Raw genomic sequence first — 23,218 nt, 5'->3', positions numbered from 1 at the left:
GAAAGCAGTGTGCGGGATTGCCGTACATAAGAAAACCGCCATGGACATAAGCCCATGGCGGTTTTCCGTAGTGCGTATCAGGGTGAGGCGGCCTGACAGAAAAGGCCACCCCTGCCGCAATGTTACTGCGCGGCGTCCTGACCGGTGTGCGTCTGCGGTGCAAACGTCCAGCCCGAGCCGTAAGGCTGCGGCAGGAACACCGACCAGCCGCTGCTCATGCTGTTCCAGCCGGAGCTGGAAACCGGAGCGCCGGTGTCACGCAGCTTGGTCACGTCGGCTGCCGTAACGGTGCCCGGCGCCTTGTTGCCCCAGCTGGTGCGGATGAAGTTGACCACATCGGCGATCTGCTGGGCGGACAGCGAGTTGCTGTAGCCCGGCATGGCCACCGCGGAAGGTGCCCAGTTGCTCGGCGGCAGCACGCCACCATGAGCGATCACGTTCACCAGCGAGGTCGGGTTCTCGGTCACGACAACCGGGTTGCCAGCCAGCGGCGGGAACATGCGGGCCACGCCACCACCGTCGTTGCGGTGACAGATGGCGCATTCCTTCACATACGTATCAGCACCCGGCATGCTGGCGGTGTTGCCAGAGTTCAGGGCCGTCGCGGTGGACGGATCGTATGTGTAGTTGCCCTGTGAAGGCGGCACCGGCGGCAGGCTCTTCAGGTACTTCGCGATGGCGTGCAGATCGTCATCGGTGAAGTACTGGGTGCTCCATGCCACCACATCGCCCATGCCACCGAACACGGCGGAGTGGTCGATACGGCCGGACTTGAGGAAGGTGTAGATGTCATCTTCCGACCAGCGGCCCAGACCCACGACCGGGTCGTTACGCAGGCTCGGCGCAACCCAGTTGTCGATCGGTGCGCCACCGGACAGGAAGTCAGGCCCACCCGAAGCATCGAGCGCCTTTTCCTGCATGGCGAAGCCGCGCGGCGTATGGCACGCGCCGCAATGCCCCGGACCCGTTACCAGGTAGTCACCACGGGCCACATCGGCATCGGTGCCGGGGGCGGGGGTGAAGTCCTTGGGCGAGGGCGAGAACATCATGCGCCAGATGCCCAGCGGCCAGCGCATCGACATCGGCCAGGAAATGTCCGGCTGCTTGTCAGGCTGTGCGACCGGCTTAACCCCATGCATGAAGTATGCATACAGCGCCTGCATGTCTTCCTTCGTCATACGCGAGAAGGAAGGATACGGCATGGCCGGATACAGCGTGGAACCATCCTTGCGGATACCGTGGCGCACCGCTTCGTCGAATTCGGCGAAGGTGTAGCGACCGATACCGTAGGTGGGGTCCGGTGTAATGTTTGTGGAATAGATCGTGCCGATCGGGCTCTTGATTTCAAGCCCGCCTGCATACGACTGCCCATGGAGGGCGGTGTGACATGCTACGCAGTCACCCAGTCGTGCGACATACGCCCCTTTCTGGACCAGCGCGGGGTCGGCATCTGGCGTCTGTGCCAATGCCGTCCCTGCCAGCAGACTAAACGCTGCCGCGCTGAATGTCACCTTAAGCCTGTTGATCATTATGTTCACCATCATGCGTCGCGTTGATGCGAAAAATTGTCAAAACCGGGAGATTATGGCTGCTGCTCGGGAATACCGGCAGCGTTCTTCCGGGCATCAACTTCCCTCTGATAGGTCTCGTTCGCACGCTTGATCAGGAACTGGCGGATATCCTCGATCTCGGTGGGGTTCATGCTGCTGTCGAAGCGATCCATACCGTAGGCGGTAAGGGCGCCGCGGCCGACAACATTGTAGAACGCATCCTCGTGGCGGATGGACCCGGACCAGCGCAGGTCAGGCAGCACACCAGCACCTTCAGCATTGTCGCCATGGCAGGCGGCGCAATAGGTCTGGAACTGGAAGTAGCCGTTATCGGTGCGCTTGCTGTCGAACTGTGCCGGCGGCTTGACGGGCAGGAAGCCCTGGTCATTCTGCTTGGGCAGCGGGCCCGACTTGCCATCAAGCGAGAAGGCAATGATGCGCGAGTGGTTGACGGTCCAGCCGCTGGTGCGGGCAAGGCCACCGAGGAAGAACGGATAGATGCCGCCCCAGCCCACTTCAACCGCGACATACTGCTTCTTGTCGCTGCCAAGGTAGGACACGGGGGGAGCGATGATGCCGCTATCCGCCGCGAAGTGGAACAGGTCGGAACCGTTCGTCGCGTCATAGGCATGGAATTCGCCATTCGCCAGGCCCTGGAACAGCAGATCGCCGCCCGTTGCCAGAATGCCGCCGTTCCACGGGCCCTTGTGGTCCACGCGCCAGGCTTCAGCCTGCGTCTTCGGATCCCAGGCCACGATCCAGCCCTTCAGGTCCTTCACGAAGGCCTGCTTGGCTTCGGGGGAGTCGGGGATGCCGACCTTGTTCATGTCCAGACCAAGGTTCCAGCTGTCGGGATGCGGCGTGAAGCCACCGACCTGGTTGGTGTAAAGGAACGGAACCTGCTGCGCGGGGATGTAGACCAGCCCGGTCTTGGGGCTGTACGCCATGGCCGCGAAGTTATGGCCGCCAAGGTCACCCGGAATGCCGTACCAGTCCTTGCCCGTAAGCGTATAGAGCGCATCGGGGTTGTAGATGGGGCGACCGGTCTTGGGGTCGAGGCCACTGGCCCAGTTTACATAGACATAGTTCTTGCCCGAGATGAACTCGCCGGTCTTCGCATCAATGATGTAGAAGAAGCCGTTCTTCGGCGCATGAACGATCACGTGGCGGGTCTCACCGTTGATCGGCAGGTCAACCGTCATGATCTGCTGGACCGAGGTGAAGTCCCACTGGTCCATCGGCGTTTCCTGGAAATGCCAGACGTATTCGCCGGTTTCCGGCTTCAGTGCGACGATGCTGCCCAGGAACAGGTTATCGCCCTTGCCTTCCGAGCGGTACTTGTAGTTCCACGGCGAACCGTTGCCCACGCCCAGGTAGACCAGATCGGACACGGGGTCATACACGATGGAATCCCACACCGTGCCGCCGCCACCCTGGCGGGTCCAGGCGCCGGTCGGGCTCCAGGTCTGGTAGGCCTTGTTCATCAGCACGCTGTCGGAGGCGGCGTGGTCCGGCTCGTTCTTGGGGTTCGGAACCGTGAAGAAGCGCCAGTCCAGCTTGCCGGTCTCGGCATCGAACGCGGAGACGAAGCCACGCGCGCCGAACTCGGAACCACCGTTACCGATGATTACGCGGCCCTTGGCGATGCGCGGTGCGCCATCAACCGTGTAGGAACGCTGCTTGCCCAGCTCCGCCTCGGGCGGGATGGTGTTCACGCTCCAGACCAGCTTGCCGGTCTTGGCGTCAAGCGCGATCAGGCGGCCATCGAACGTGCCGAAATAGACCTTGCCATTCCAGTAGGCGGCGCCACGGTTGACCGTGTCGCAGCAGCCCTTGTCGGCGATGTTGCCGGGCACGCGCGGGTCATACGACCACAGCAGCTTGCCGGTGGCGCCATCAACGGCCTTCATCATGCTCCAGTTGGTGGTGGCATACATGATGCCATTGACAACCAGCGGCGTGCCTTCCTGGCCACGGTTGGTATCGAGGTCGAGATACCAGGCCAGCTTGAGGTTACCAACATTGGAACGGTTGATCTGATCCAGCGGGCTGTAGCGCTGTTCAGAATAGGTGCGGCCATAGGTCATCCAGTCGCCGGGATGGTCATCCGCATGGATGATCGCTTCCCCCGTGGCGCCCTGCCCGTCATCCGCGGATGCCATGGTGGCATAGCCCGAGATGAGAGCCGCACATATCGTTCCGGCTGTAAGCGTTCTGCTCAGAGAACGTCTTTTTCCGAAAACGGCAGAAATCATATGTGATGTCCTCAGAAAACTAACGGTTTCGAATTCAGGACGCCGCCGCTGCAACTTTCCGTCCGGGCAGGCTTTCTGAATGTAACCGGCAAAAAGCGCGGGCGGCGCTTGTTTTCCGACCAGACAGGAAACCGGCTTCGGGCAGGGAGATAAAGCAGGTAGTCCGTTTCATCCGAACATACCGAGGCTAGCACGCCCGTCTCCTGACATTTTAGTGTTCAGGCTCACTAAAACGTGAATATGTTGTCTGATAAGCAATGAATCAGATAGCTGCCGCCAGCAGCGTGTTTTTTAAAATATGTTGATATTGCAGCAAGAATGAGAAGACCCGCCTGATGCCGCGCGACAGGTGTTTCACAATAAATGATGAGAAATATATTTTTATTATTCATGAATGGCATAAATTTTTGGTGAAACGGTCACCTGCTTCACGCCGTACGCGTAACGGATCAGGGCAGAGAATCAGCCCTGTAGCGGATAATGTTCCAGCGCTTCATAAACCGGCCCGTCCGCATGGCGCAGGGACTGGAACAGCGTGAAATGACCCATCGGCTCGCCCTCAGGCATGGGTGGCATGGAAGCCAGCCAGACCTGTCGCCTCAGTGGGTCGGGGTGCCGCATGTGGCCCACCGTTACATGCGGCACGAAGCGGCGCGCGGACCGGGCCGCGCCGGGCAGGAGCCGGTTCATGGTGGCGCGGACACGCTTTTGCAGGTGCGTCAGGGCGGCATCGGGCGCGCAGCCGACCCATAGCGTATCCGGCCCGTGATGGGTTTCGGGCTCGAACAGGCCCGGCGCGCTCAGGCCAAGCGTGGGTGGCGCGGCCGTTATGGCGCTCAGGGCATGGTGGATGTCTTCGAGCAGATGGCCGTGCGTTACCTCGCCGAGGTAATGCAGCGTGAGGTGGTAGGACTCCGGTGGAGACCACGTCACATCCGGCAGGTTGCCCCGCAGGCCAGCGAGAGCGTGCATGAGCGGAAGGGGGAGTTCCAGGCCAATGAACAGACGCATCCGGCACCTTTTTGACGGAAAGGAAAAACGGCACATGCCGCTGGGCATGTACAGTATATATAGTGTCGTAAAATGCGGAGCGTGTTGCCGCATTGTAATGTGTTCGTCACGCTGATGTTCTTGAACCTCGTCTAGCATGAACCCACATGCAGGCAGACGCACGTCAGTCTACGGACGTGGAGGAAGGAAACAACAAATGGCTTTTGGCCCTGATTCGCGGAGTTTCATCCGCCCCACCGCTGATAGTGCCATGGGCTCCGTCGATATGGGCCTGCGCGCCTATATGCTGCGAGTCTATAACTGGATGGCATCCGGGCTGGTCCTGACCGGACTGGTGGCCTACCTGATCGCCAACACCCAACTGCAGTCGCTGTTCTTTCAGTACGTGCCCGCCATTGGCACGATCAAGCCGACCGGGCTTGGCATGCTGGCCATGATTGCGCCGCTCGGTTTCGTTCTGGTCATGTCGTTTGGAGTCAACAGGCTGTCCACCCAGGCGGTGCAGACCCTGTTCTGGCTGTTCTGCGGGGTGATGGGGGCGAGCCTGTCCAACATCTTCATGGTGTTCACGGGTGTTTCGGTCACGCGCGTCTTCTTCGTTACCGCCGCGACCTTCTGCACCATGTCCATCTGGGGCTACACGACTCGTACCGACCTCAGCCGCTTTGGCTCGTTCTTCATGATGGGGCTGTTCGGCCTGATTATCGCGGGCGTGGTGAACATGTTCCTGCACAGCCCTGCCCTGTATTTTGTCTACAGCGCTGCCGGTGTGCTCCTGTTCGTGGGTCTGACCATGTTCGATACCCAGAACATCAAGGCCAACTACCAGCAGCTCGCGGCCTATGAAGGGCCGGACCAGGCCGCGAAGCGCTCGGTCTATGATGCGCTGAACCTTTATCTGAACTTCATCAACCTGTTTCAGTTTCTGCTGCAGTTCATGGGCGTGCGTAACAACAGCAACGACTGATCGACAGGATTCCTGTTTCCAAAAGGACTGTTTCAGTCCTGTTTGCCTGCATGAGAAGGGCTGCCATGATTATGGCGGCCCTTTTTTGCGTGAATGAGGACCTGGAAAGGTCTTTCTGTTAAAAAAGATAAGACTTATTCATATATGGAAATTATATGATGACGAGAGTGTGAGGTTAATGACACCCCGCTAAGGTGTTGTAAAACAACAGTTTTGCAAGATAAATTTTAAGCAATGAAATTTATTGAAATATTATGTGAAGGCTTGCCTATGAGGCCGTTCAGGTCGGATAACCCTTGAATAGAAAAACTATATGAAAGGGTATGCGGCACAGGACATGCGCTTCAGCACACAGGACGGCATCGCGATTCATGGTCCGATCTGCCCTGAGAGTAATATTTACGTAAGGTCTGGCAGGCCGTATTGATCAAGGTCATGGCCAGCCGGTCGGCAACTAACTCATGACGGATGCAAACCGAAAGAGGCGATTGTCATTTTCGGAAGTCGACTCAGGCGCGATGTCGCTGGATGCCGGGAAAGCAGAATGCTTTTTTCCCGCCATGCGTATAACGTGGCCGCTGTTGTCTAAGCCCGTGGATGAAGCGAGGATGTGAGCAAAACAGGGTGATGTCGAAACCAACGAGGCGTGAGATGAAGAAAAAAATCTTGCCGAGATTAACAAAGCTGATGAGCCTATCTTCAGCAGCGCTGTTAGCAGGCTGTACCTGGGATACACTTGATCCCAAGGGCGTTGTCGGTGCTCAGGAAAAAAGCCTGATCCTGACCTCGACCTACGCGATGCTGCTGGTTGTCATACCGGTATGTATCCTGACGCTGCTGTTCGCATGGCAGTACCGTCAGTCCAACACTTCGGCGGAATACCTGCCGAAATGGTCGCATTCCAACAAGATTGAAGTGATCATCTGGGCGATCCCCAGCCTGATCATTCTGTTCCTGGCGGTGCTGACCTATCAGACATGTCATTCGCTTGACCCGTACAAGCCCCTCGAGGCTGAAGCCAACGTCAAGCCAATTCATGTCGATGTTGTGGCACTGGACTGGAAGTGGCTCTTTATCTATCCGGATGAAGGGATCGCAACCGTCAACCAGATGGCCATGCCGGTGAATACGCCGGTCGATTTCCGGATCACCTCTGACTCCGTGATGAACTCGTTCTTCATCCCGCAGCTGGGCACGATGATCTATGCCATGGCCGGGATGCAGACACAGCTGCACCTGATCGCCAACGAAGCGGGTGACTTCCAGGGTGAGTCGTCCAACTTCAGCGGCAAGGGCTTCTCCGACATGCGCTTCCGTGCGCTGGCAATGCCGGCGGACCAGTACAGCGCGTGGGTCGAGAAGGTGAAGGCTTCTTCCGAGCAGCTGGACAGCGCAAGCTATCCGAAGCTGGCCGCGCCGAGCGAGGCCAACCCGGTTGAGTACTTCTCGCATGTCGATGCGGGTCTCTTCGATGCCATTGTTGCCAAGTACAATGACGGCATGGTCATGGACAAGAGCACCGGCAAGATGCTGCACGTGCAGCAGTCCGCGATGTCCGACATGAACATGAAGGAATAGGACAGATGTTTGGCAAACTAACTTTGTCGGCCATCCCTTATGATGTGCCGATCCTTGTTGGGACGTTCATCGGTGCCGCTATCGCGGGTCTCGCCGTTGTCGGTCTCATCACCTATTACGGTAAATGGGGCTACCTGTGGCGTGAATGGCTGACCTCGGTCGACCACAAGCGCATTGGTGTCATGTATATCGTTGTGGCCCTCGTGGCGCTGTTCCGTGGTTTTGCGGACGCGATCATGATGCGCTCCCAGCTTGCGCTGGCTTATGCCGGTAACCCCGGCTACCTGCCGCCGCACCACTATGACCAGATCTTCTCCGCTCACGGCACGATCATGATCTTCTTCATGGCCATGGCGTTCATGCAGGGTCTGATGAACATCGTGGTGCCGCTGCAGATCGGTGCGCGCGACGTGGCCTTCCCGTTCGTGAACACGCTGAGCTTCTGGATGACGACCATCAGCTTCCTGCTGGTCAACGTCTCGCTGTTCATCGGTGAGTTCTCGCAGTGCGGCTGGCTGGCTTACCCGCCCCTGTCCGAGCAGCAGTTCAGCCCCGGCGTCGGTGTTGACTACTATATCTGGGCGGTTCAGCTGTCCGGTGTGGGCACGCTGCTGACGGGTGTGAACTTCTTCGCGACCATCGTGAAGATGCGTGCGCCTGGCATGACCTACATGCGTATGCCGGTGTTCACCTGGACCATCTTCTGCACCACCGTGCTGATCATGGTTGCCTTCCCGATCCTGACCGTGGCCATGGGCCTGCTTGGTCTGGACCGTTACCTGGGCATGCACTTCTTCACCAACGACGGCGGCGGCAACCAGATGCTCTATCTGAGCGTGATCTGGGGCTGGGGCCATCCGGAAGTGTACATCCTGGTCCTGCCTGCCTTCGGCGCCTTCTCCGAAATCACGCAGACCTTCTCCCGCAAGCCGCTCTTCGGCTACAAGACCATGGTCTACGCGACCGCTTCCATCATGGTCCTGTCGCTGGTGGTGTGGGTTCACCACTTCTTCACCATGGGTGCTGGCCCGAACGTGAATGCGTTCTTCGGCATCATGACGATGATCATCGCCGTTCCGACTGGCGTGAAAATCTTCAACTGGCTGTTCACCATGTATAAGGGCCGCATCGAGTTCCATGCGACCATGTACTGGGTGATCGGCTTCATGATCACCTTCTCCATCGGTGGCATGACCGGCGTGATGCTCGCCATCCCGGCTTCCGACTTCGTGCTGCATAACTCGCTGTTCGTTATCGCCCACTTCCATAACGTGATTATCGGTGGTGTGTATTTCGGCTACGTGGCGGCCATGAACTTCTGGTTCCCCAAGTCTTTCGGCTTCAAGCTGAACGAAGCATGGGGCAAGCGGGCGTTCTGGTGCTGGTTCATTGGCTTCTATGTGGCGTTCATGCCGCTGTATGTCGTTGGTTTCGAGGGCATGACCCGTCGTATGAACCACTACGACAATCCGGAATGGCACCCCTGGCTGCTGATTGCTGAAGTCGGTGCCGTGCTGATTGCATGCGGTATCGTGTGCCAGCTGACCCAGCTTTATGTCTCGATCCGCGACCGTAACCTGGCCGAGAACCGTGACCTGACGGGCGATCCGTGGAACGCTCGTACGCTGGAATGGTCCACCTCTTCGCCGCCGCCGTTCTATAACTTCGCCATCCTGCCGGAAGTGCACGAGCTCGACGCTTTTGCCCACGACAAGGAAGCGGGTATCGACACGCGTCGCGCGGGTGGTGACTATCAGCCCATCCACATGCCCAAGAACACGGCATGCGGTTTCCTGATCGGTGCCTTCAGCTTCGTGCTTGGCTTCGGTGCCATCTGGTACATCTGGTGGCTGGCGGCTGTTGGTCTGATCGGTGTCATCGCTACGGTGATCGCACGTTCGGCTGACAATGACGTCGACTACTACGTGCCGGTGTCCGAGGTGGCTCGTATCGAGCAGGAGCACACCCATAACCTTATGGCAGCACAGGCAGCGGAATAATGGCGCAAAACATGACTGCTGATGCAGCCCATGCCCATGATGAACACCACGAATCTCCCGTGGTGTTCGGGTTCTGGCTGTATCTGATGACGGACTGCATCATCTTCGGTACGCTGTTCGCAGTGTTCGCGGTGTTGCGTGACCAGTTTGCCGGCGGTCCGACCGGCCACGAAGTGTTCGAACTTTCGGGTGTTGGCATTGAAACGGCTATCCTGCTGTTCAGCTCCATCACCTACGGTTTTGGCATGATCGCCGCCCACGAGAACAAGGTCAGCACCATGCGGACCTGGCTCGGGGTGACCTTCCTGCTGGGGCTGGGCTTCCTGTTCATGGAAATCCGCGAGTTCTCGCACATGATTGCCGAAGGCAACGGCCCGGATCGCAGTGCGTTCCTGTCCGCCTTCTTCACGCTGGTTGGCACGCATGGTCTGCATGTCACCTGCGGCCTGCTGTGGATGGCGGTTCTGCTGTTCCAGACGGCTGGCAAGACTGAGCTGAACGAGCGCATGATCGGCAAGCTGACCTGCCTCAGCCTGTTCTGGCACTTCCTGGACATTGTCTGGATCTGTGTCTTCACCTTTGTCTATCTGATGGGTGTGCTCTGATGGCTGATCATATTTCATCCTCGGGAGAGGGCCATGGTAGCGTAGGATCTTACCTTACCGGGTTCGTACTTGCCGTTATCCTGACGGTAGCAGCCTTCGGTCTGGTGATGTCGCATGCGATGTCACCGTCCGCCACCGGTGGGGCGATTGCCCTGCTGGCGGTGGTCCAGATCGTGGTTCACCTGATCTACTTCCTGCACATGAACGGTTCGTCCGAGCAGCGCTGGAACGTCATGGCGTTTACATTCACGGTGCTGTCGGTTCTGGTCCTTGTGGCCGGCACCATGTTCATCATGCATGACACGTCCATCAACATGATGTCGCGCTGATACGCGGCCTCATGCTGGGCCTTGGGGGTGGGCAACCACCTCCGGGGCCAGACGGCATAAAAAAAGACCGGCACGGGAAACCGTGCCGGTCTTTTTTATTGGGCCCTGGCGGGAAAGGCTGGATCAGCCCTTCTGCGGCTCAGGGGAAAGCATATCTTTCTTGCCGGGCTTGTCTTTCCATTCCTCGGCATCGGCCGGGGCGTCGATCTTGCGGGTGATGTTGGGCCAGATGGCGGCGTATTTGGCGTTAAGCTCGGCCCAGGGGGTCGCGCGGTCATCGCTATCGGGGAAGATGGCCTCAGCCGGGCATTCCGGTTCGCATACGCCGCAGTCGATGCATTCATCCGGATTGATTACGAGAAAGTTCTCACCCGCGTAGAAGCAGTCAACCGGACAGACTTCGACACAATCTGTGAATTTGCAGCGAATGCAGTTTTCGGTGACCACATAGGTCATCGCCTATCTCCGATCGTTATTTGTGTGGCCTGTGGCAGTAGGCCCAGCCATGAAAAGGGACGAGGCGCCACAGGGGGCATGACCTCATCGGGAATGGCGGAAGATATGAGAGTGTTTTCCGGTCGTGGCAAGCCCAAGACGGCGGCTAATGCATAATCCGTGCCTGTATTGTCCCTATCGCCACAATATTCAGGCAGTTTCTGGAACAATTTCATACAGAAGTTGTGCAAGTGGCGCTGCCTGGCGCCGCTCGGCCTGGGCTAATACGCGAATGACGATCACGGCCCTGCGGTCCGGGGCGGGCAGGGTCAGCACGTCGCCCGCGCGCACCAGTGCATGCGCCTTGGTCACGCGCTGGCGGTTGATTCGTACATGCCCGCTGGTGGCGATCTGCGCGCAGGCGCTGCGGCTGCGCCCGAAGCGGGCATGGAACAGCCACACATCCACGCGCTGGGCCAGGGGCTGGGGGGTGGGAGGCTGTTTCATGCGCTCAGGAGCGGTCCAGAAGGGGGGCAAGGGCGGCGAAGGGGCTGTCGGACCGTATGTGCCGGGTAGTGGCACGCCTGCTGGGCTGGCGGTCCTGCGCCGGGCGGGGTTTTTCGTGCCGGGCACTGTCGCCCTCCGCATGGAAGCGGATCATGATCGGAGCAGGCGGCCCGTAGCGGTCGGCGGGCATGGGGCGGGGGTGGTGCACGCGCATGTTCAGCCCCTTCAGCACGGCGGGCAGCATTTCACGGCGCACGCCCAGCCGTGAGGCCAGTTGCGGTGGCAGCGGCACGGGCGCGCGGCGGGTCAGGCGGGCCAGTTCCCGAATGAATTTTTCCGCAATATCAAGCCGTATGCGCACGGGCCCCGCCGCGAGCCAGCCCATGCGGTCCATGAAGGCCGGGGGCAGGGCATCGGGCGGCAGGGTGATGCGGCTCATGGCGGGCAGGGTGGGGCAGGGCATGTTCAGGCTGATTGCCACAAGCCAGCCCCGCAGTTGCAGCGGGCGCTCCTTGAGGATGGCGGGCATGAACAGGGTGTAATGGCCCACGCGCACCCCCAGCCTGCGCAGGCGGCCCAGCATCTCGGGGGGCAGGCGCTCGCCCCGGTGCAGCGGGGCGATGCCCGCACCTTCGAGCAGGCGGTGAACGATGCCGCGCAGCTCCGGCGTGGCGGCGACGGCGGCCTGCACGGCAAAAAGCGGGGCAAGGTGCTCGCGCACGACCTGCCCGAGCCAGGTCTGGAGCCGGTTGCGGATTCGCTCGCGCTGCGCGTTGTCGAGCAGCGGGTTGTCCAGCACCAGCGGGCGGGGCGAGAGCACATCGGCACCCGGCAGCAGGCGCGCGAGGTTCATGCCCTGCCACATGATATGCGTGCCATCGGTCGAGAAGGTAAATTGCTGGTCGTCATCCTGCACCAGCAGGGCCACGCGGCGGGGAATCTCGCTGCGTACGGCGCGGCGGGCGGCACGCATGAGCAGGCGGCCATCCTCGGCATCGGTATGTTCGCCCGCAATCAGGTCAAGGCCCGCAATCCGGCCGACCTCATGGCCTTCCACCACCACATTGCCCTGTGCGGTCACGGCAGAGAGCAGGTTGTCATGGCCGCCTTCATCAAGCCTGCGGATCAGCGTGGTGGCACGGCGGTCGACAAAGCGGGCGGTCAACTGCTCGTGCAGCACGTCGGACAGCCGGTCCTCCGCCTCACGCGTGCGGGCCTGCCAGTGTTCGGCATTGGCGATCCAGCCGGGGCGGGCGGCGATGTAACTACACACGCGAATCCCCGCCAGGCGCTGCATCAGCGTGTCGATGGTGCCATCGGTCTGGAAGAAATGGGTAATCTGGTTTTCCATCCATGTAGCGGGGATGCGGCCATCGCCGATCAGATGGGTGAAGATGCGCCCGCACAGGCGGATGTGGCTGTCATCGCCCAGCTTGCGGAAATCGGGGATCTGGCAGCTCTCCCATAACAGCCGGGTTGCGGCGCGGGCATGGACCAGCGGGCGGATGTCGGGGCTGGCCGAGAGCGCGGACAGGGCCAGCACGTCGCTTGCTTCATGCCCCGCGATGAGTTCGGGGCGTGGCGAGGCCTGGTTGAGGCTGCCCAGCAGGCTGGCGGGTGAGGAAAAATCAAGCGCGCTGTTGCGCCATGACAGGCGGGTGAGCGGGTCGAAGCGGTGCTGCTCCACGGCTTCGGCCAGTTCCTCATGCAATGGGGGGCAGGTGCCGGTGGTGCCAAACGTGCCATCGCGCAGGCCGCGCCCGGCACGCCCCGCCACCTGCGCGATCTCGCCTGCCGTGAGCGGGCGGATGCGCGAGCCATCGAATTTCGACAGGCTGGCAAAGGCCACATGGTTCACATCCATGTTCAGCCCCATGCCGATGGCATCGGTCGCGACGAGGTAATCAACCTCCTTTTCCTGATACAGCGCCACCTGTGCGTTGCGCGTGCGCGGAGAAAGCTGGCCCATCACGATGGCGCAGCCACCCCGCCTACGGCGCAGCAGTTCGGCAATGGCGTAAACCTCACCCGCCGAGAACGCGACAATGGCCGAGCGTGGCGGCAGGCGCGTCAGCTTGCACGCCCCCGCATGGGTCAGTTGCGACAGGCGGGGCCGGTGTTCGATCTCGATGCCGGGCACAAGGCGGCGGATCAGGTTGCGGATGGTGTCGGCGCCGAGGAACATCGTCTCCGCCGTGCCACGCGCATGCAGCAGGCGGTCAGTAAAGATGTGGCCCCGGTCAGGATCGGCGCAGAGCTGGATTTCATCCACCGCCACGAATTCCACCCGCCGGTCGAGCGGCATGGCCTCGACCGTGCAGGAAAACCAGCGCGCCTTGGGGGGAATGATCTTTTCCTCACCCGTTATCAGCGCCACGGCGTGCGCGCCCTTGCGGGCCACCATGCGGTCGTAGTTCTCACGGGCCAGCAGGCGGAGCGGGAAGCCGATCACCCCGCTGGAATGCGAGAGCAGCCGCTCGATGGCGAGATGCGTCTTTCCGGTATTGGTCGGGCCGAGCACAGCCCGGACCACCTGGTCGGAATGGGGGCCGGAGCGATGCCCGGCCGCTGCGCGATGGGGGCCACGAAGGCCCGAGGGTACACCCGTCATGTCGGTATGCTCCGGCCAAGTGGACGGAAATGCAAGCAAAACCACATGGGTGCACCTGAGGGTGTTGCGTTGGCGCGATGGCGGACGCACCCTTGGCGCCAATAACAGATGACGCAACCGAGGAACGCCATGAACATGCCGCAACAACCTGACTGCCTGGTCGCCCTGCATGACGTGGGGCATGAACCCGTAGGCGTGGTGCACGCCATCCGTCCCTCGGCGCTGGGGGGGCTTGAGGCGCTGGTGGGCGAGAAGGCGGCGCGTTTTGCGCTGCAGGCCGGTTTTGTCGCCCGTTACGGGCAGGTGCTGGGCCTGCCAGATGCGGATGGCAACATCACCACCGCCGTGCTTGGCGTGCCGGAAGCGGCGGACGGGGCCGAGCCCTTCGTGTTCGGCGTCCTGCCCGACTCGCTGCCAAGCGGCCTGTGGCGCATCAGCGCGCCAGAGGATGTCGCGGCTGCCGACATGGCCCTTGGCTTCTGCCTTGGCGCGTATCGCATGCCTGCCTTCGGGCGCGACGTAGCCCCCAAACCCCCGCGGGCGCGGCTGGTGGTTGATGCGGCGGGTGCGGCGGCAGGCCCGGTGGCGCAGTGCATCAACCTTGCGCGCTCGCTCATCAACACGCCGCCCAATCTGATGGGCCCCGATGAGCTGGCGCGGGCGGCGCAGATGGCGCTGGAACCGCTGGGCGCCGAGGTGTCGGTCATTCGCGGCGCGCGGCTGGAGCAGGATTTCCCTACCGTGTTCCATGTGGGCATGGGCTCGGAGCGCGCACCCTGCGTGGTGGTGGCGCGCTGGAGCGGCAGCACCGCGCGCGAGGATGCTCCGCTGCTGTCGCTGGTGGGCAAGGGCGTGTGTTTTGATACCGGCGGTTATGACCTCAAGCCGCCCTCATCCATGCTGCGGATGAAAAAGGACATGGGGGGCGCTGCCATCATGCTTGCGCTGGCGCGACTGGTGGTACTGCGCGACCTGCCGGTGCGGCTGGAGCTGCGGCTGGGCTGCGTGGAGAACAGCGTGTCGGGCCGCGCCATGCGCCCGTCTGACGTGGTGCGCACGCGCGCGGGGCTGACGGTCGAGGTCGGCAATACCGATGCCGAGGGCAGGCTGGTGCTGTGCGACCTGCTGCACGCCGCATGCGAGCATGACCCTGCCCTGCTGGTCGATGCCGCAACCCTGACCGGGGCCGCCCGCGTGGCGCTGGGCCCCGACATGCCCGCGCTGTTCAGCAACAGCGATGAAACAGCCCTTGCGCTGGAGGCGGCGGGGCATGCCTGCGGCGACCCGCTATGGCGCCTGCCGCTATGGCCGGGCTACCGCAAATGGCTGCGCAGTCCGGTGGCAGACCTGAACAATATTTCATCCAAACCGATGGCAGGAGCGATTACGGCGGCTCTTTTCTTAGAGAATTTTGTCAAAACTGATGTGCGTTGGGTTCATATCGATACCTATGGATGGAACGATTCTGACCGCCCCGGCCGCCCGGAAGGCGGAGAAAGTCTAGGTTTAAGAGCGGCTTATGTAGGAATGTTAAAAATATTTAATCTTGACGAAACGAACGCGCCGTTAAAGAAACAATTATGAAATCGAACTAATTTGCCAGATGCGACTTATATATGCCGTAAATGCCAATTATATAGGCACCACCAGAAAACACCATTTTCGTGCCAGCCCGATTCCACGGCCCACAGGCCCGTCGGCTGGCACGACATCATGACAGAGGATTCCAACCGATGGCCAAGTCATCACAGGCTAATCAGGCTAATGCGGACCAGATGACGCTCTCCCTGCGCGACACCGTTGTCGCCATGGTTCGTCGTGACGGGCCTGATCTTTCCGCCCGCCAGCTTGCAGTGTTCCTGACCTGCTACCTCAGCGACAGCGCCCACACCGTGCGTGGCCTCGCCGCTGAGCTGAACGTGTCCAAGCCCGCGATCACCCGCGCGCTCGACCGCCTCGAGGACCTGCGCCTCGCCCGCCGCACGGCCGACCCGATGGACCGCCGCTCGGTGCTGATCACGCACACCCCGCAGGGCAACGGCTTCCTGCGCGACCTGCGCACGATCGTGAACGAAACATCCGCCGCAGTGCAGGAAAAGGCTGCCGCTCCCGTGCGCAAGGCACCCCGCGCGCGCCGCACCGAGGAACTTCGCCGCGCGAGCTGAGTTAGCAGCAGGTTCTCTTCGTGCATTCCGCGACGGAAGGTTTACCTTAATGCATATCTCTCGACGTCTGCTTGCTCTCGCCATTGCGTCAGCCCCTCTCGCCAGCCTGCCGTGCGTGGCAATGGCCGAGGAGTCCTCGCTTGGCACGCCATCGGGCACCGTCACCATGAAGTTCAAGTCGCTTGATATCGGCGTGGGGCATACATGGGGCACGGGCAAGCTGGTCTATGGGCACCATACCTACCGCTTCAAGGTCGAGGGCGGGTCGCTCGCGGCCGTGGGCTATGCCAACATCAAGGGCAGCGGCACGGTCTATAACCTGCATTCGGTCAAGGATTTTGAGGGAAGCTACGCCGCCGTCAACGGGGATGTGACAGCAGGCACCGGCATCGGCGCGGTTCTGCTCAACAACCCCGCGGGCGTGCGTATCCGGCTCGATACCTCAAGCTCCGGCGGCCGCCTTGCCGCTGCGGCCCAGGGCATGAAGATTACCTTTACGCACAAGTAAGGTCCGTTATCTGTCACGATCGGTCAGGGGGAATGGTCGCAGGGCCGTTCCCCCTGTTCCGTTTCTACCACCGCAATCCCGGCGTATGGCGCACGCGCCAGATTACCATCACGCCCCAGGCGAGTTGCAGCGCCAGCGGCCCGCTTGCTGCGGCAGGCAGGCCGATCACGCCGCCTGCCAGCGCGCACGCAGCCCCCGTGCCGCATAGCGTGGCCGCCCAGGCCAGCACGGTGATGGATAAGGGTTTCATGCCGCTGCGATGGGCCATCTGGTAGACATGCTCCCGGTGCGCCTGCAGGAGCGGGCGGCGCAGCAGCATGCGGCGCAGCAGCGTCACCCCCACATCGGCCAGCAGGCCCGATAGCATGAGCGGCATGAGCGCCCAGCCATGCGCCAGTGGCGGCAGGTCGGCCATGTGCAGCCCCAGCGCACCCAGCACGAGGCCACAGCACTGGCTGCCCACATCCCCCATGAACAGCCGCGCTTTGGGGAAATTGAAGGGCAGGAAACCGGCAATGGCAACAGCCATGACCAGCGCCGTGCCCCATGTCTCCACCCCGGCATGAACATGCAGGCATAGAATGGCGGTGACCACGCAGGCGAGCAGGGTGCAGCCCGCGGCCAGCCCGTCCAGCCCATCCATGAAGTTGATGGCGTTGCACAACACGACCAGCCACAGGCCGCGCCCCAGCAGCAGGCCCCATGTCGCGCCATCATGCGGCAGCACACCCAGACTGCCCCAGGCCACCAGCAGTGCCGCCAGCACCTGCGCGCCAAGCTTCCACATGGCGGGCATGGGGTGCATGTCATCGCGCCACGAAAACAGGCCCAGCCATGCGGTGGCGGCCAGCAGGGTCTTGTCGGACAGGGTGGGGGCATGATGCCAGATCATCTGCGCCAGCGGCACACCCGTTACGAACACGGCCAGAATGGCCAGCCCGCCGCCTTTGGGCACGGGCCGGGCATGGGCGCTGCGCCCGGTGGGGTAATCGAGCACGCGCAGCCCGATGACCCGGCGCGACAGCACGGCAGCCAGGGCCGCACCTGCGCCAAGCAGCAGCACGAAAAGCACGCCCGCGCCATGATCGGCATGCACAAGGGTCATGAAAGCGGGGTCCGGGGCATGATCTCTCCTTCTTGCCCCCCGCTGGCTCGGCTATAGGGAGGGGGTAATGGCAACGCAATCCTCCAGCGCTCACTCCCTGGCCGAGTGCCTGCGCATGACACGGACCATCGCGCTGAACTGCGTGCTTGATACGGTTCTGGGGGGGCTGGCGGCAAGCCTTGCGGCCTGGGCGTGCGGTTATCATGCTCCCCTGCCGGGTGGCGCGCCCATGCTGGGCATGGCGGGGCTTGGGGTGGCAGGGTGGCCGTTCCGCATTTTTCAGCAGCACTGGCGCTTTGCCGGGCGGTCCGATTTCTGGCGGCTGGGCGGGGCATGCGCGCTGGCAGGCGGGCTGGTGCTGGGGGTTCTGGCCCTGCTCGGCGCGGCTGTCCCGGCATTTGGCATGGTTTACGGCATGGCGGCGTTCGTGCTGCTGGCGGTCGTGCGGGGGGGATACCAGTACTGGCGGCAGGGCCTGCGGGGGCTTGGGGGCCGTCAGCGCGTGATCGTGCTGGGTGATGGGGAAGATGCCAGCCGTTTTCTGGCGCTGGTGCCGCATATGGGCCGCCGGGTGGCAGGTCTGGTGCTTGAAGGCCGCCCGCGCCGCCCCGGGCGCAGGCTGCGCGGCCTGCCGGTGCTGGGGCAGGTAGGCGACCTGCGGGCCATTCTGGCGGCACTGGGGGCGGATGAGGACTGGATGGTGGTGGTGGCTGACCCGAACTGCCGGGGCGAGCGGCTTTCCACTGTTCTGCGCATGGCGCATGAAAGCGGCACCCCGGTGCGCTGCATGCCCGACCTGTCCGGCCTGACAGGCCGCGTGCGGGCTCCGCTGCATCCTGTAAGGCTGGCCGACCTGCTGCCACGCCAGCCCGTGGCGCCGGATGAGCAGGGACTGGCCAGCATGCTGCGCGGGCGGCGGGTGCTGGTAACGGGGGCGGGCGGTTCGATCGGGGCGGAGCTGGCGCGCCAGATCGCCCGGCATGCGCCTGCGGAACTGATCCTGCTCGATATGGGCGAGTTCCCGCTATGGCAGGTGGATATCGACCTGGAAGCGACGGTGCCCGCGCTGAAGCGCCATCTGGTGCTGGCCGATATACGTGACCACGCGCGGATGGAGCGGGTTTTTGCCCGCTATCGCCCCGAGCTGGTGTTTCATGCGGCGGCGCTGAAGCAGGTGCCCATGGTGGAGGCCAACCCGTGCGAGGGGCTGCTGACCAACGTGACCGGCACCCGCATCGTGGCCGATGCGGCCAGTCGCCACGGGGTGCGGGCCATGGTGCTCATCTCGACCGACAAGGCAGTCAATCCCGCCAGTGTCATGGGTGTATCAAAGCGCGTGGCGGAAATGTACTGTCAGGCCCTTGATGCCCGGTCCCGATGCGCGGGCGGCCCGGAGGCCATGCGCTGCGTGACCGTGCGCTTTGGCAACGTGATGGGCTCGACCGGCTCGGTCATTCCGCTGTTCCAGCACCAGCTTGAGCGCGGTGGCCCCCTTACGGTGACCGACCCGCGCATGCAGCGCTATTTCATGACCGTGTCGGAAGCCGTGGGGCTGGTGCTACAGGCCAGCGCCTGTGGCACCGGCGCGCAGGAGGACCAGCTCGCCGCCGCCCTGCTGCGCCGGGGCGGGGTGTTCGTGCTTGATATGGGCACGCCGGTGCGCATCCTTGAACTGGCGCGGCAGATGATCGTGCTGGCGGGGCTGCGGCCGGGGCGTGATGTGCAGATCCGCTTCACCGGGCTGCGACCGGGTGAAAAGCTGGCCGAAGACCTGTTTTACAGCCAGGAAATCCTGCAACCCACCGGCTGTCCCAGTTTGCGGATGGCAACGCCGCGTACGGTGGACCTTGCGCAGGTCGTCAATATCATGGATGCACTGACAGTGGCATGTCGTAATGGTGACAGCGCGCGGGCGCTGGATCTTGCGCGCAGGCTCGTACCTGAATTTGTTCATAACCCGCATGGCGTGGTCACCCAGGTTCCGGCGGGGCAGGGCGATGTGGAAAGGAATGCATCATGAACGCTCCGGCGCAGGCACCCATAGGTTTTCTTGATCTGCCCAGACAGCAGGCCGCCATTGCCGATGCACTGCGCCAGCGTGTCGATGCGGTGATGCGGCACTGCCGCTTTGTCATGGGCCCCGAAGTGGCCGAACTCGAATCCCGGCTGGCCAGCTATGTCGGGGCCAGTGAGTGCGTGGGGGTGTCATCGGGCACCGACGCCATCCAGGTCGTGCTGATGGCGGAGGGAATCGGGGAAGGTGATGCCGTGTTCCTGCCCGCCTTTACCTACACCGCCACGGCGGAGGTGCCGCTGGTGCTCGGCGCTACCCCGGTTTTTGTGGATGTGGACCCGCACACCTTCCAGATCGATCCGGAAAATCTGCGCCAGCGCATTGCTGACGTGCGCAGGGCCGGCCGCCTGCGTCCGCGCGCGTTGATCGGGGTGGACCTGTTCGGCCAGCCCGCGCCGTGGCCCGAGCTGCGCGCCATTGCGGCGGAAGAGGACCTGTTCCTCATGGCTGACTGCGCGCAGGCCTATGGCGCGAGCCTGTCTGGCCGCAGGCTGGGGCGCGAGGGGGTGGCGACCACGCTGTCCTTCTTCCCTTCCAAGCCGCTCGGGGCGTATGGCGATGCGGGCGCGATCCTGACCGATGACCCCGAACGCGCCGAACTCTACCGCTCGCTGCGCACCCATGGCGAGGGCAAGACCCGCTACGAGGTGCTGCGCACGGGCATGAATGCCCGCCTCGATACGCTGCAGGCCGCCATCATCCTGGCCAAGCTGGACCGTTTCGATGCCGAGCTTGCCCGCAGGCGCGCCATTGCCAGCGCGTATGACAGAGGCATCACGGGCCATCTGACGCCACCCGCCCGCGTGGCGGATAGCGAGTCCTCATGGGCGATCTATTCCGTGCTGACCCGGGGCGAGGCCGATCGCGCCGCCATGCAGGAGAAGCTCAAGGCCCGTGGCGTGGCCTCGGCCATCTATTACCCCCGGCCGCTGCACCGCCAGCCGGCCTATGAGGGCTGCCATGACGGCGCATCGCTGCCGGTGGCTGAAGATATTTCGCGCCGGATCATGGCGCTTCCGCTACATCCGGAACTGTCGGATAATGACGTGGCCCGGGTTATCGCGGCTGTGTGTGCATAAGGAGACCATACGCCAATGAGACGCGAAACCGCCCTGCTGATCGGGTTCCTGTTCATCACCATCGGCACGGCAGCAGGGTTGTGGTACATGGCCATGCCCAATTTCCGGCCGCTGAGCTTCCCCACCATGCAGTCGGGCACCATTGCGGTTGGCCCCATGCGGCGCGAGCGCACGCTTACGGCAGCCCAGGTCAAGACGCTCAATGACTGGCTGCAGGCCCACACCAAGGGCTGGGGACCGCTGGGCCAGACCCCGCCCTCAAGCGGTGATGCCGTGATGGAAATGCAGGTCGCGCCCGATGGCAAACAGGCCAGCGGCCCCGCCGTGCCGTACCGCATCACGCTGTGGACCGGCATCAGCGCGGCTGACTGGAACAACACCGTGTTCGTGGAGGAACGCCCCGGCGCCGTGATCCGCTTCCATCACTACAAGGACAAGGATTTCGACGCGCTGCGTGATCTGGTCAACCAGTATGACTACGCCCGGTCGGCTTTTCCATGAGCCTTGTTCGCGCAGGCACGCAGGGCCTGATCTTTGATTGCGACGGCACGCTGGTCGACAGCCTGCCGTTGTATCGTGAAGGCTGGCTCACAGCCCTTGAGGCGGCAATCGGCCAGGGCGTGCCGCCGGAGTGGTTTCATGGCCATGGCGGCATGTCCGAGCATATGGTGCTCGATATTGTCGAGCAGCGTCTTGGCCGCGTGGTCGACCGTGATGGCATCATCTCGAACGCGCGGACCAGCATGCTCCAGCAGTTGCATGTGCTGCGCGAGATCACGGTCGTGACCGATATCGCCCGCGCGTATCATGGCCGCCTGCCCATGGCGGTGGCCTCGAACGGGTCGCGGCAGGTTGTCTCTGCCTGCCTGAGCCATCTCGGGCTTGAGAAGCTGTTCGATGTCATCATCACCATTGATGACGTAAACCACCCCAAGCCCGCGCCGGACATGTTCCTGCTCGCGGCCCGCCATCTGGCGTGTGTGCCCGCCACCTGCCTCGTGTTCGAGGATAGCCGCGAGGGCATGCAGGCCGCGACCCGTGCGGGCATGGCGCATGTGGATGTGAACACCCTGCAGGCCTGACAGGAGAGTGTTTGAAAACAGGTCTTTGATAAAAAATTAAGGGAAGTTTCTGGCTGTCGCCTTTTTTCAGAAAGGGGGACGTCTTTCGAAGCTGTTTGAAAAAGCTTCACCAAAAACTTTTATTATTTCAAGGTATTATGGGGCTGCCTTTTTCAGGCAGCCATTAAGAAGATCAGGTTTTTGAATGCCTGCGGGTGCCTAAACCCGCTCGTCCTCGTCGAGTTTCGGCGTGGCCTTGTCCATGGTGGCGAGCAGGGCGGCGGTGAGCGGGGAAGCGAGGATCAAGCCCGGAATGCCCAGGATGGTGCCAAAGATCGTCTGTGACAGGATGGTCAGCCCCGGCGGCATCTTGACTGCATGGCGCTGGATGAGCGGCGCCATGACATTGCCCTCAAAGAACTGGATGGCGGCGTAAAGCCCCAGCACCATCACCCCCTCGCGCGTGCCCTGTGACAGCCCGATGAGCACGGCAGGCACAGCCCCCACGAAGGCCCCGATATAGGGGATGAAATTGGCCATTCCCGCCACCACGCCAAGGGCGAGGGCCAGCGGCACGCCAATGCACCACAGACCGATGAAGGACAGCAGCCCCACTACTGTCATGTCCAGCGCCTGCCCTGCCGTCCACGCCCACAGGGTGCGGCCTGCGGTCAGCAGCAGCGTGCGCGAGGTCTTGCGGTAGGGGTGGGGGATCAGCCGCAGCATGCCATTGACATAGATTTCGGGCGAGATGGCGAAATACAGCCCCGCAATCAGGATCACGGCCAGCGTGCCCGCAGCGCCGAAGGCCGAGGAGACAAAGCCCGTCATCGACCCCGCGATGGAACCGAATCCGCCATTGCCTGAAGTCTGTTCGTTGCCGCCAAGCGTGGTGGGCAGGTTATCAAGGATCATCCGCCCGGTGGAGGAATGGCCCATGCTGTCACGCAGGTTGTGGGCCTGCTCGCTCAGGGCGGTGCGCAGCTTGACCGCCTGCTCCGATATTTCGGGTCCGCTGCTCCAGATCAGGCCGGTCAGCGCGCCGATCAGCACCACCACCACGGTGGAAAGCGCCAGCCAGTAAGGCATGCGCGTGTGCCGCTCGACCTGGCTGGCGAGGTTGTGCAGGATCACCGCCACCAGGGTCGCGGCGAAGATGACCATCAGCACATCGCCCACCACCCAGATCAGCATGACCACGATGGTCACGATCAGCGTCAGCCGCAGCAGGGCATAGATGCGCGCCAGCTGGGTGGCGCGGGGGTCGGTTATGTCATCCTTATGATGGGCAGGTCTTGTATCGGGTTCGTTGGAAGAGGGAGCCGTAGGCGGGGAGGCTGTCATCTATGGGTCCGTATACTGGGCATGGAATGGACAT

At 62.4% G+C, this 23,218-nt stretch carries 20 protein-coding genes; 12 read left to right on the top strand and 8 right to left on the bottom strand.

All coding sequences use genetic code 11. The features are described from left to right. Nucleotides 1–122: 122 nt before the first annotated feature. The 3 genes from CDI09_RS01835 to thpR all read right to left on the bottom strand — a co-directional run bounded on the left by CDI09_RS01835 (nucleotide 123) and on the right by thpR (nucleotide 4,816). Complete coding sequence (locus CDI09_RS01835; protein WP_275881190.1) at nucleotides 123–1,529, bottom strand: c-type cytochrome; 1,407 nt, start codon at nucleotides 1,527–1,529, stop codon at nucleotides 123–125. 53 nt (nucleotides 1,530–1,582) lie between these two features. Then, the gene (locus CDI09_RS01830) at nucleotides 1,583–3,805 is read right to left on the bottom strand and encodes a PQQ-dependent dehydrogenase, methanol/ethanol family (protein WP_078526752.1); all 2,223 of its coding nucleotides are present in this window, start codon (nucleotides 3,803–3,805) and stop codon (nucleotides 1,583–1,585) included. 462 nt (nucleotides 3,806–4,267) lie between these two features. Beyond that, the gene (thpR, locus tag CDI09_RS01825; protein ID WP_078526754.1) at nucleotides 4,268–4,816 is read right to left on the bottom strand and encodes an RNA 2',3'-cyclic phosphodiesterase; all 549 of its coding nucleotides are present in this window, start codon (nucleotides 4,814–4,816) and stop codon (nucleotides 4,268–4,270) included. Between the two features lie 196 nt (nucleotides 4,817–5,012). On the opposite strand from thpR, the gene CDI09_RS01820 reads away from it, so the two are divergent. From CDI09_RS01820 to cyoD, 5 genes are all read left to right on the top strand, one after another. Then, the gene (locus CDI09_RS01820; RefSeq protein WP_167370219.1) at nucleotides 5,013–5,783 is read left to right on the top strand and encodes a Bax inhibitor-1/YccA family protein; all 771 of its coding nucleotides are present in this window, start codon (nucleotides 5,013–5,015) and stop codon (nucleotides 5,781–5,783) included. 651 nt (nucleotides 5,784–6,434) lie between these two features. Further along, complete coding sequence (cyoA, locus tag CDI09_RS01815; protein WP_165165683.1) at nucleotides 6,435–7,361, top strand: ubiquinol oxidase subunit II; 927 nt, start codon at nucleotides 6,435–6,437, stop codon at nucleotides 7,359–7,361. A gap of 5 nt (nucleotides 7,362–7,366) precedes the next feature. Then, entirely contained in the window at nucleotides 7,367–9,361 is a 1,995-nt protein-coding gene (gene cyoB / locus CDI09_RS01810) for a cytochrome o ubiquinol oxidase subunit I (RefSeq protein WP_078526756.1), read from the top strand. After that, nucleotides 9,361–9,966 (top strand): cytochrome o ubiquinol oxidase subunit III, encoded by a 606-nt coding sequence (cyoC, locus tag CDI09_RS01805; protein ID WP_061272539.1) that lies wholly within the window; start codon nucleotides 9,361–9,363, stop codon nucleotides 9,964–9,966. Before cyoB ends, cyoC begins: the two co-directional genes overlap by 1 nt. After that, nucleotides 9,966–10,295, top strand: coding sequence for a cytochrome o ubiquinol oxidase subunit IV (gene cyoD, locus CDI09_RS01800; RefSeq protein WP_078526758.1), 330 nt, complete (start codon nucleotides 9,966–9,968; stop codon nucleotides 10,293–10,295). The genes cyoC and cyoD overlap by 1 nt, the downstream gene beginning before the upstream one ends. Nucleotides 10,296–10,418: 123 nt before the next feature. Here the strand turns inward: cyoD and fdxA are convergent, their stop codons facing one another. The 3 genes from fdxA to CDI09_RS01785 all read right to left on the bottom strand — a co-directional run bounded on the left by fdxA (nucleotide 10,419) and on the right by CDI09_RS01785 (nucleotide 13,848). Next, nucleotides 10,419–10,751, bottom strand: a complete 333-nt coding sequence (fdxA, locus tag CDI09_RS01795) for a ferredoxin FdxA (RefSeq protein WP_078526760.1) — start codon at nucleotides 10,749–10,751, stop codon at nucleotides 10,419–10,421. Between the two features lie 189 nt (nucleotides 10,752–10,940). After that, nucleotides 10,941–11,237 (bottom strand): RNA-binding S4 domain-containing protein, encoded by a 297-nt coding sequence (locus tag CDI09_RS01790; protein ID WP_078526762.1) that lies wholly within the window; start codon nucleotides 11,235–11,237, stop codon nucleotides 10,941–10,943. Between the two features lie 4 nt (nucleotides 11,238–11,241). Next, a complete protein-coding gene (locus CDI09_RS01785; protein WP_078526764.1) occupies nucleotides 11,242–13,848 on the bottom strand; it encodes a helicase-related protein in 2,607 nt (868 codons plus the stop codon). A gap of 135 nt (nucleotides 13,849–13,983) precedes the next feature. Between CDI09_RS01785 and CDI09_RS01780 the strand changes: the two genes are divergently transcribed. From CDI09_RS01780 to CDI09_RS01770, 3 genes are all read left to right on the top strand, one after another. Beyond that, on the top strand, nucleotides 13,984–15,432 hold the full coding sequence (locus tag CDI09_RS01780; protein ID WP_408884480.1) for a leucyl aminopeptidase family protein: 1,449 nt from the start codon (nucleotides 13,984–13,986) through the stop codon (nucleotides 15,430–15,432). A gap of 149 nt (nucleotides 15,433–15,581) precedes the next feature. Further along, on the top strand, nucleotides 15,582–16,013 hold the full coding sequence (locus tag CDI09_RS01775) for a MarR family transcriptional regulator (protein WP_078526768.1): 432 nt from the start codon (nucleotides 15,582–15,584) through the stop codon (nucleotides 16,011–16,013). Between the two features lie 49 nt (nucleotides 16,014–16,062). Beyond that, nucleotides 16,063–16,521 (top strand): hypothetical protein, encoded by a 459-nt coding sequence (locus tag CDI09_RS01770; protein WP_078526770.1) that lies wholly within the window; start codon nucleotides 16,063–16,065, stop codon nucleotides 16,519–16,521. A gap of 64 nt (nucleotides 16,522–16,585) precedes the next feature. Here the strand turns inward: CDI09_RS01770 and CDI09_RS01765 are convergent, their stop codons facing one another. Continuing rightward, nucleotides 16,586–17,626: a glycosyltransferase family 4 protein gene (locus CDI09_RS01765; RefSeq protein ID WP_078526772.1), complete on the bottom strand. Its 1,041-nt coding sequence runs from the start codon at nucleotides 17,624–17,626 to the stop codon at nucleotides 16,586–16,588. Nucleotides 17,627–17,693: 67 nt separating this feature from the next. On the opposite strand from CDI09_RS01765, the gene CDI09_RS01760 reads away from it, so the two are divergent. The 4 genes from CDI09_RS01760 to CDI09_RS01745 are packed head-to-tail and all read left to right on the top strand — an operon-like array spanning nucleotide 17,694 to nucleotide 21,861. Next, nucleotides 17,694–19,646, top strand: a complete 1,953-nt coding sequence (locus tag CDI09_RS01760) for a polysaccharide biosynthesis protein (RefSeq protein WP_205836604.1) — start codon at nucleotides 17,694–17,696, stop codon at nucleotides 19,644–19,646. Continuing rightward, nucleotides 19,643–20,779 (top strand): DegT/DnrJ/EryC1/StrS family aminotransferase, encoded by a 1,137-nt coding sequence (locus CDI09_RS01755; RefSeq protein ID WP_078526774.1) that lies wholly within the window; start codon nucleotides 19,643–19,645, stop codon nucleotides 20,777–20,779. The genes CDI09_RS01760 and CDI09_RS01755 overlap by 4 nt, the downstream gene beginning before the upstream one ends. Nucleotides 20,780–20,794: 15 nt before the next feature. Further along, nucleotides 20,795–21,280, top strand: coding sequence for a hypothetical protein (locus tag CDI09_RS01750; protein WP_078526776.1), 486 nt, complete (start codon nucleotides 20,795–20,797; stop codon nucleotides 21,278–21,280). After that, complete coding sequence (locus tag CDI09_RS01745) at nucleotides 21,277–21,861, top strand: HAD family hydrolase (protein WP_078526778.1); 585 nt, start codon at nucleotides 21,277–21,279, stop codon at nucleotides 21,859–21,861. The genes CDI09_RS01750 and CDI09_RS01745 overlap by 4 nt, the downstream gene beginning before the upstream one ends. 198 nt (nucleotides 21,862–22,059) lie before the next feature. Here the strand turns inward: CDI09_RS01745 and CDI09_RS01740 are convergent, their stop codons facing one another. After that, entirely contained in the window at nucleotides 22,060–23,184 is a 1,125-nt protein-coding gene (locus CDI09_RS01740; RefSeq protein WP_078526780.1) for an AI-2E family transporter, read from the bottom strand. Nucleotides 23,185–23,218: the final 34 nt, after the last annotated feature.

Source organism: Komagataeibacter nataicola, from assembly GCF_003207795.1.
Classification (GTDB): Bacteria; Pseudomonadota; Alphaproteobacteria; order Acetobacterales; family Acetobacteraceae; genus Komagataeibacter; species Komagataeibacter nataicola.
This window is presented reverse-complemented; position numbering and strand designations above follow the sequence as displayed.

Excerpts from the sequence above, each read along its gene's own strand:
- CDI09_RS01785 (WP_078526764.1), bottom strand. The coding sequence starts at position 13,848 with ATGACGGGTGTACCCTCGGGCCTTCGTGGCCCCCATCGCGCAGCGGCC.
- cyoB (WP_078526756.1), top strand. The coding sequence starts at position 7,367 with ATGTTTGGCAAACTAACTTTGTCGGCCATCCCTTATGATGTGCCGATC.
- CDI09_RS01830 (WP_078526752.1), bottom strand. The coding sequence starts at position 3,805 with ATGATTTCTGCCGTTTTCGGAAAAAGACGTTCTCTGAGCAGAACGCTT.
- cyoC (WP_061272539.1), top strand. The coding sequence starts at position 9,361 with ATGGCGCAAAACATGACTGCTGATGCAGCCCATGCCCATGATGAACAC.
- CDI09_RS01750 (WP_078526776.1), top strand. The coding sequence starts at position 20,795 with ATGAGACGCGAAACCGCCCTGCTGATCGGGTTCCTGTTCATCACCATC.
- CDI09_RS01780 (WP_408884480.1), top strand. The coding sequence starts at position 13,984 with ATGCCGCAACAACCTGACTGCCTGGTCGCCCTGCATGACGTGGGGCAT.
- fdxA (WP_078526760.1), bottom strand. The coding sequence starts at position 10,751 with ATGACCTATGTGGTCACCGAAAACTGCATTCGCTGCAAATTCACAGAT.
- CDI09_RS01765 (WP_078526772.1), bottom strand. The coding sequence starts at position 17,626 with ATGACCCTTGTGCATGCCGATCATGGCGCGGGCGTGCTTTTCGTGCTG.
- thpR (WP_078526754.1), bottom strand. The coding sequence starts at position 4,816 with ATGCGTCTGTTCATTGGCCTGGAACTCCCCCTTCCGCTCATGCACGCT.
- CDI09_RS01740 (WP_078526780.1), bottom strand. The coding sequence starts at position 23,184 with ATGACAGCCTCCCCGCCTACGGCTCCCTCTTCCAACGAACCCGATACA.
- CDI09_RS01790 (WP_078526762.1), bottom strand. The coding sequence starts at position 11,237 with ATGAAACAGCCTCCCACCCCCCAGCCCCTGGCCCAGCGCGTGGATGTG.
- CDI09_RS01820 (WP_167370219.1), top strand. The coding sequence starts at position 5,013 with ATGGCTTTTGGCCCTGATTCGCGGAGTTTCATCCGCCCCACCGCTGAT.
- cyoD (WP_078526758.1), top strand. The coding sequence starts at position 9,966 with ATGGCTGATCATATTTCATCCTCGGGAGAGGGCCATGGTAGCGTAGGA.
- CDI09_RS01770 (WP_078526770.1), top strand. The coding sequence starts at position 16,063 with ATGCATATCTCTCGACGTCTGCTTGCTCTCGCCATTGCGTCAGCCCCT.
- CDI09_RS01755 (WP_078526774.1), top strand. The coding sequence starts at position 19,643 with ATGAACGCTCCGGCGCAGGCACCCATAGGTTTTCTTGATCTGCCCAGA.
- cyoA (WP_165165683.1), top strand. The coding sequence starts at position 6,435 with ATGAAGAAAAAAATCTTGCCGAGATTAACAAAGCTGATGAGCCTATCT.
- CDI09_RS01775 (WP_078526768.1), top strand. The coding sequence starts at position 15,582 with ATGGCCAAGTCATCACAGGCTAATCAGGCTAATGCGGACCAGATGACG.
- CDI09_RS01835 (WP_275881190.1), bottom strand. The coding sequence starts at position 1,529 with ATGATCAACAGGCTTAAGGTGACATTCAGCGCGGCAGCGTTTAGTCTG.
- CDI09_RS01745 (WP_078526778.1), top strand. The coding sequence starts at position 21,277 with ATGAGCCTTGTTCGCGCAGGCACGCAGGGCCTGATCTTTGATTGCGAC.
- CDI09_RS01760 (WP_205836604.1), top strand. The coding sequence starts at position 17,694 with ATGGCAACGCAATCCTCCAGCGCTCACTCCCTGGCCGAGTGCCTGCGC.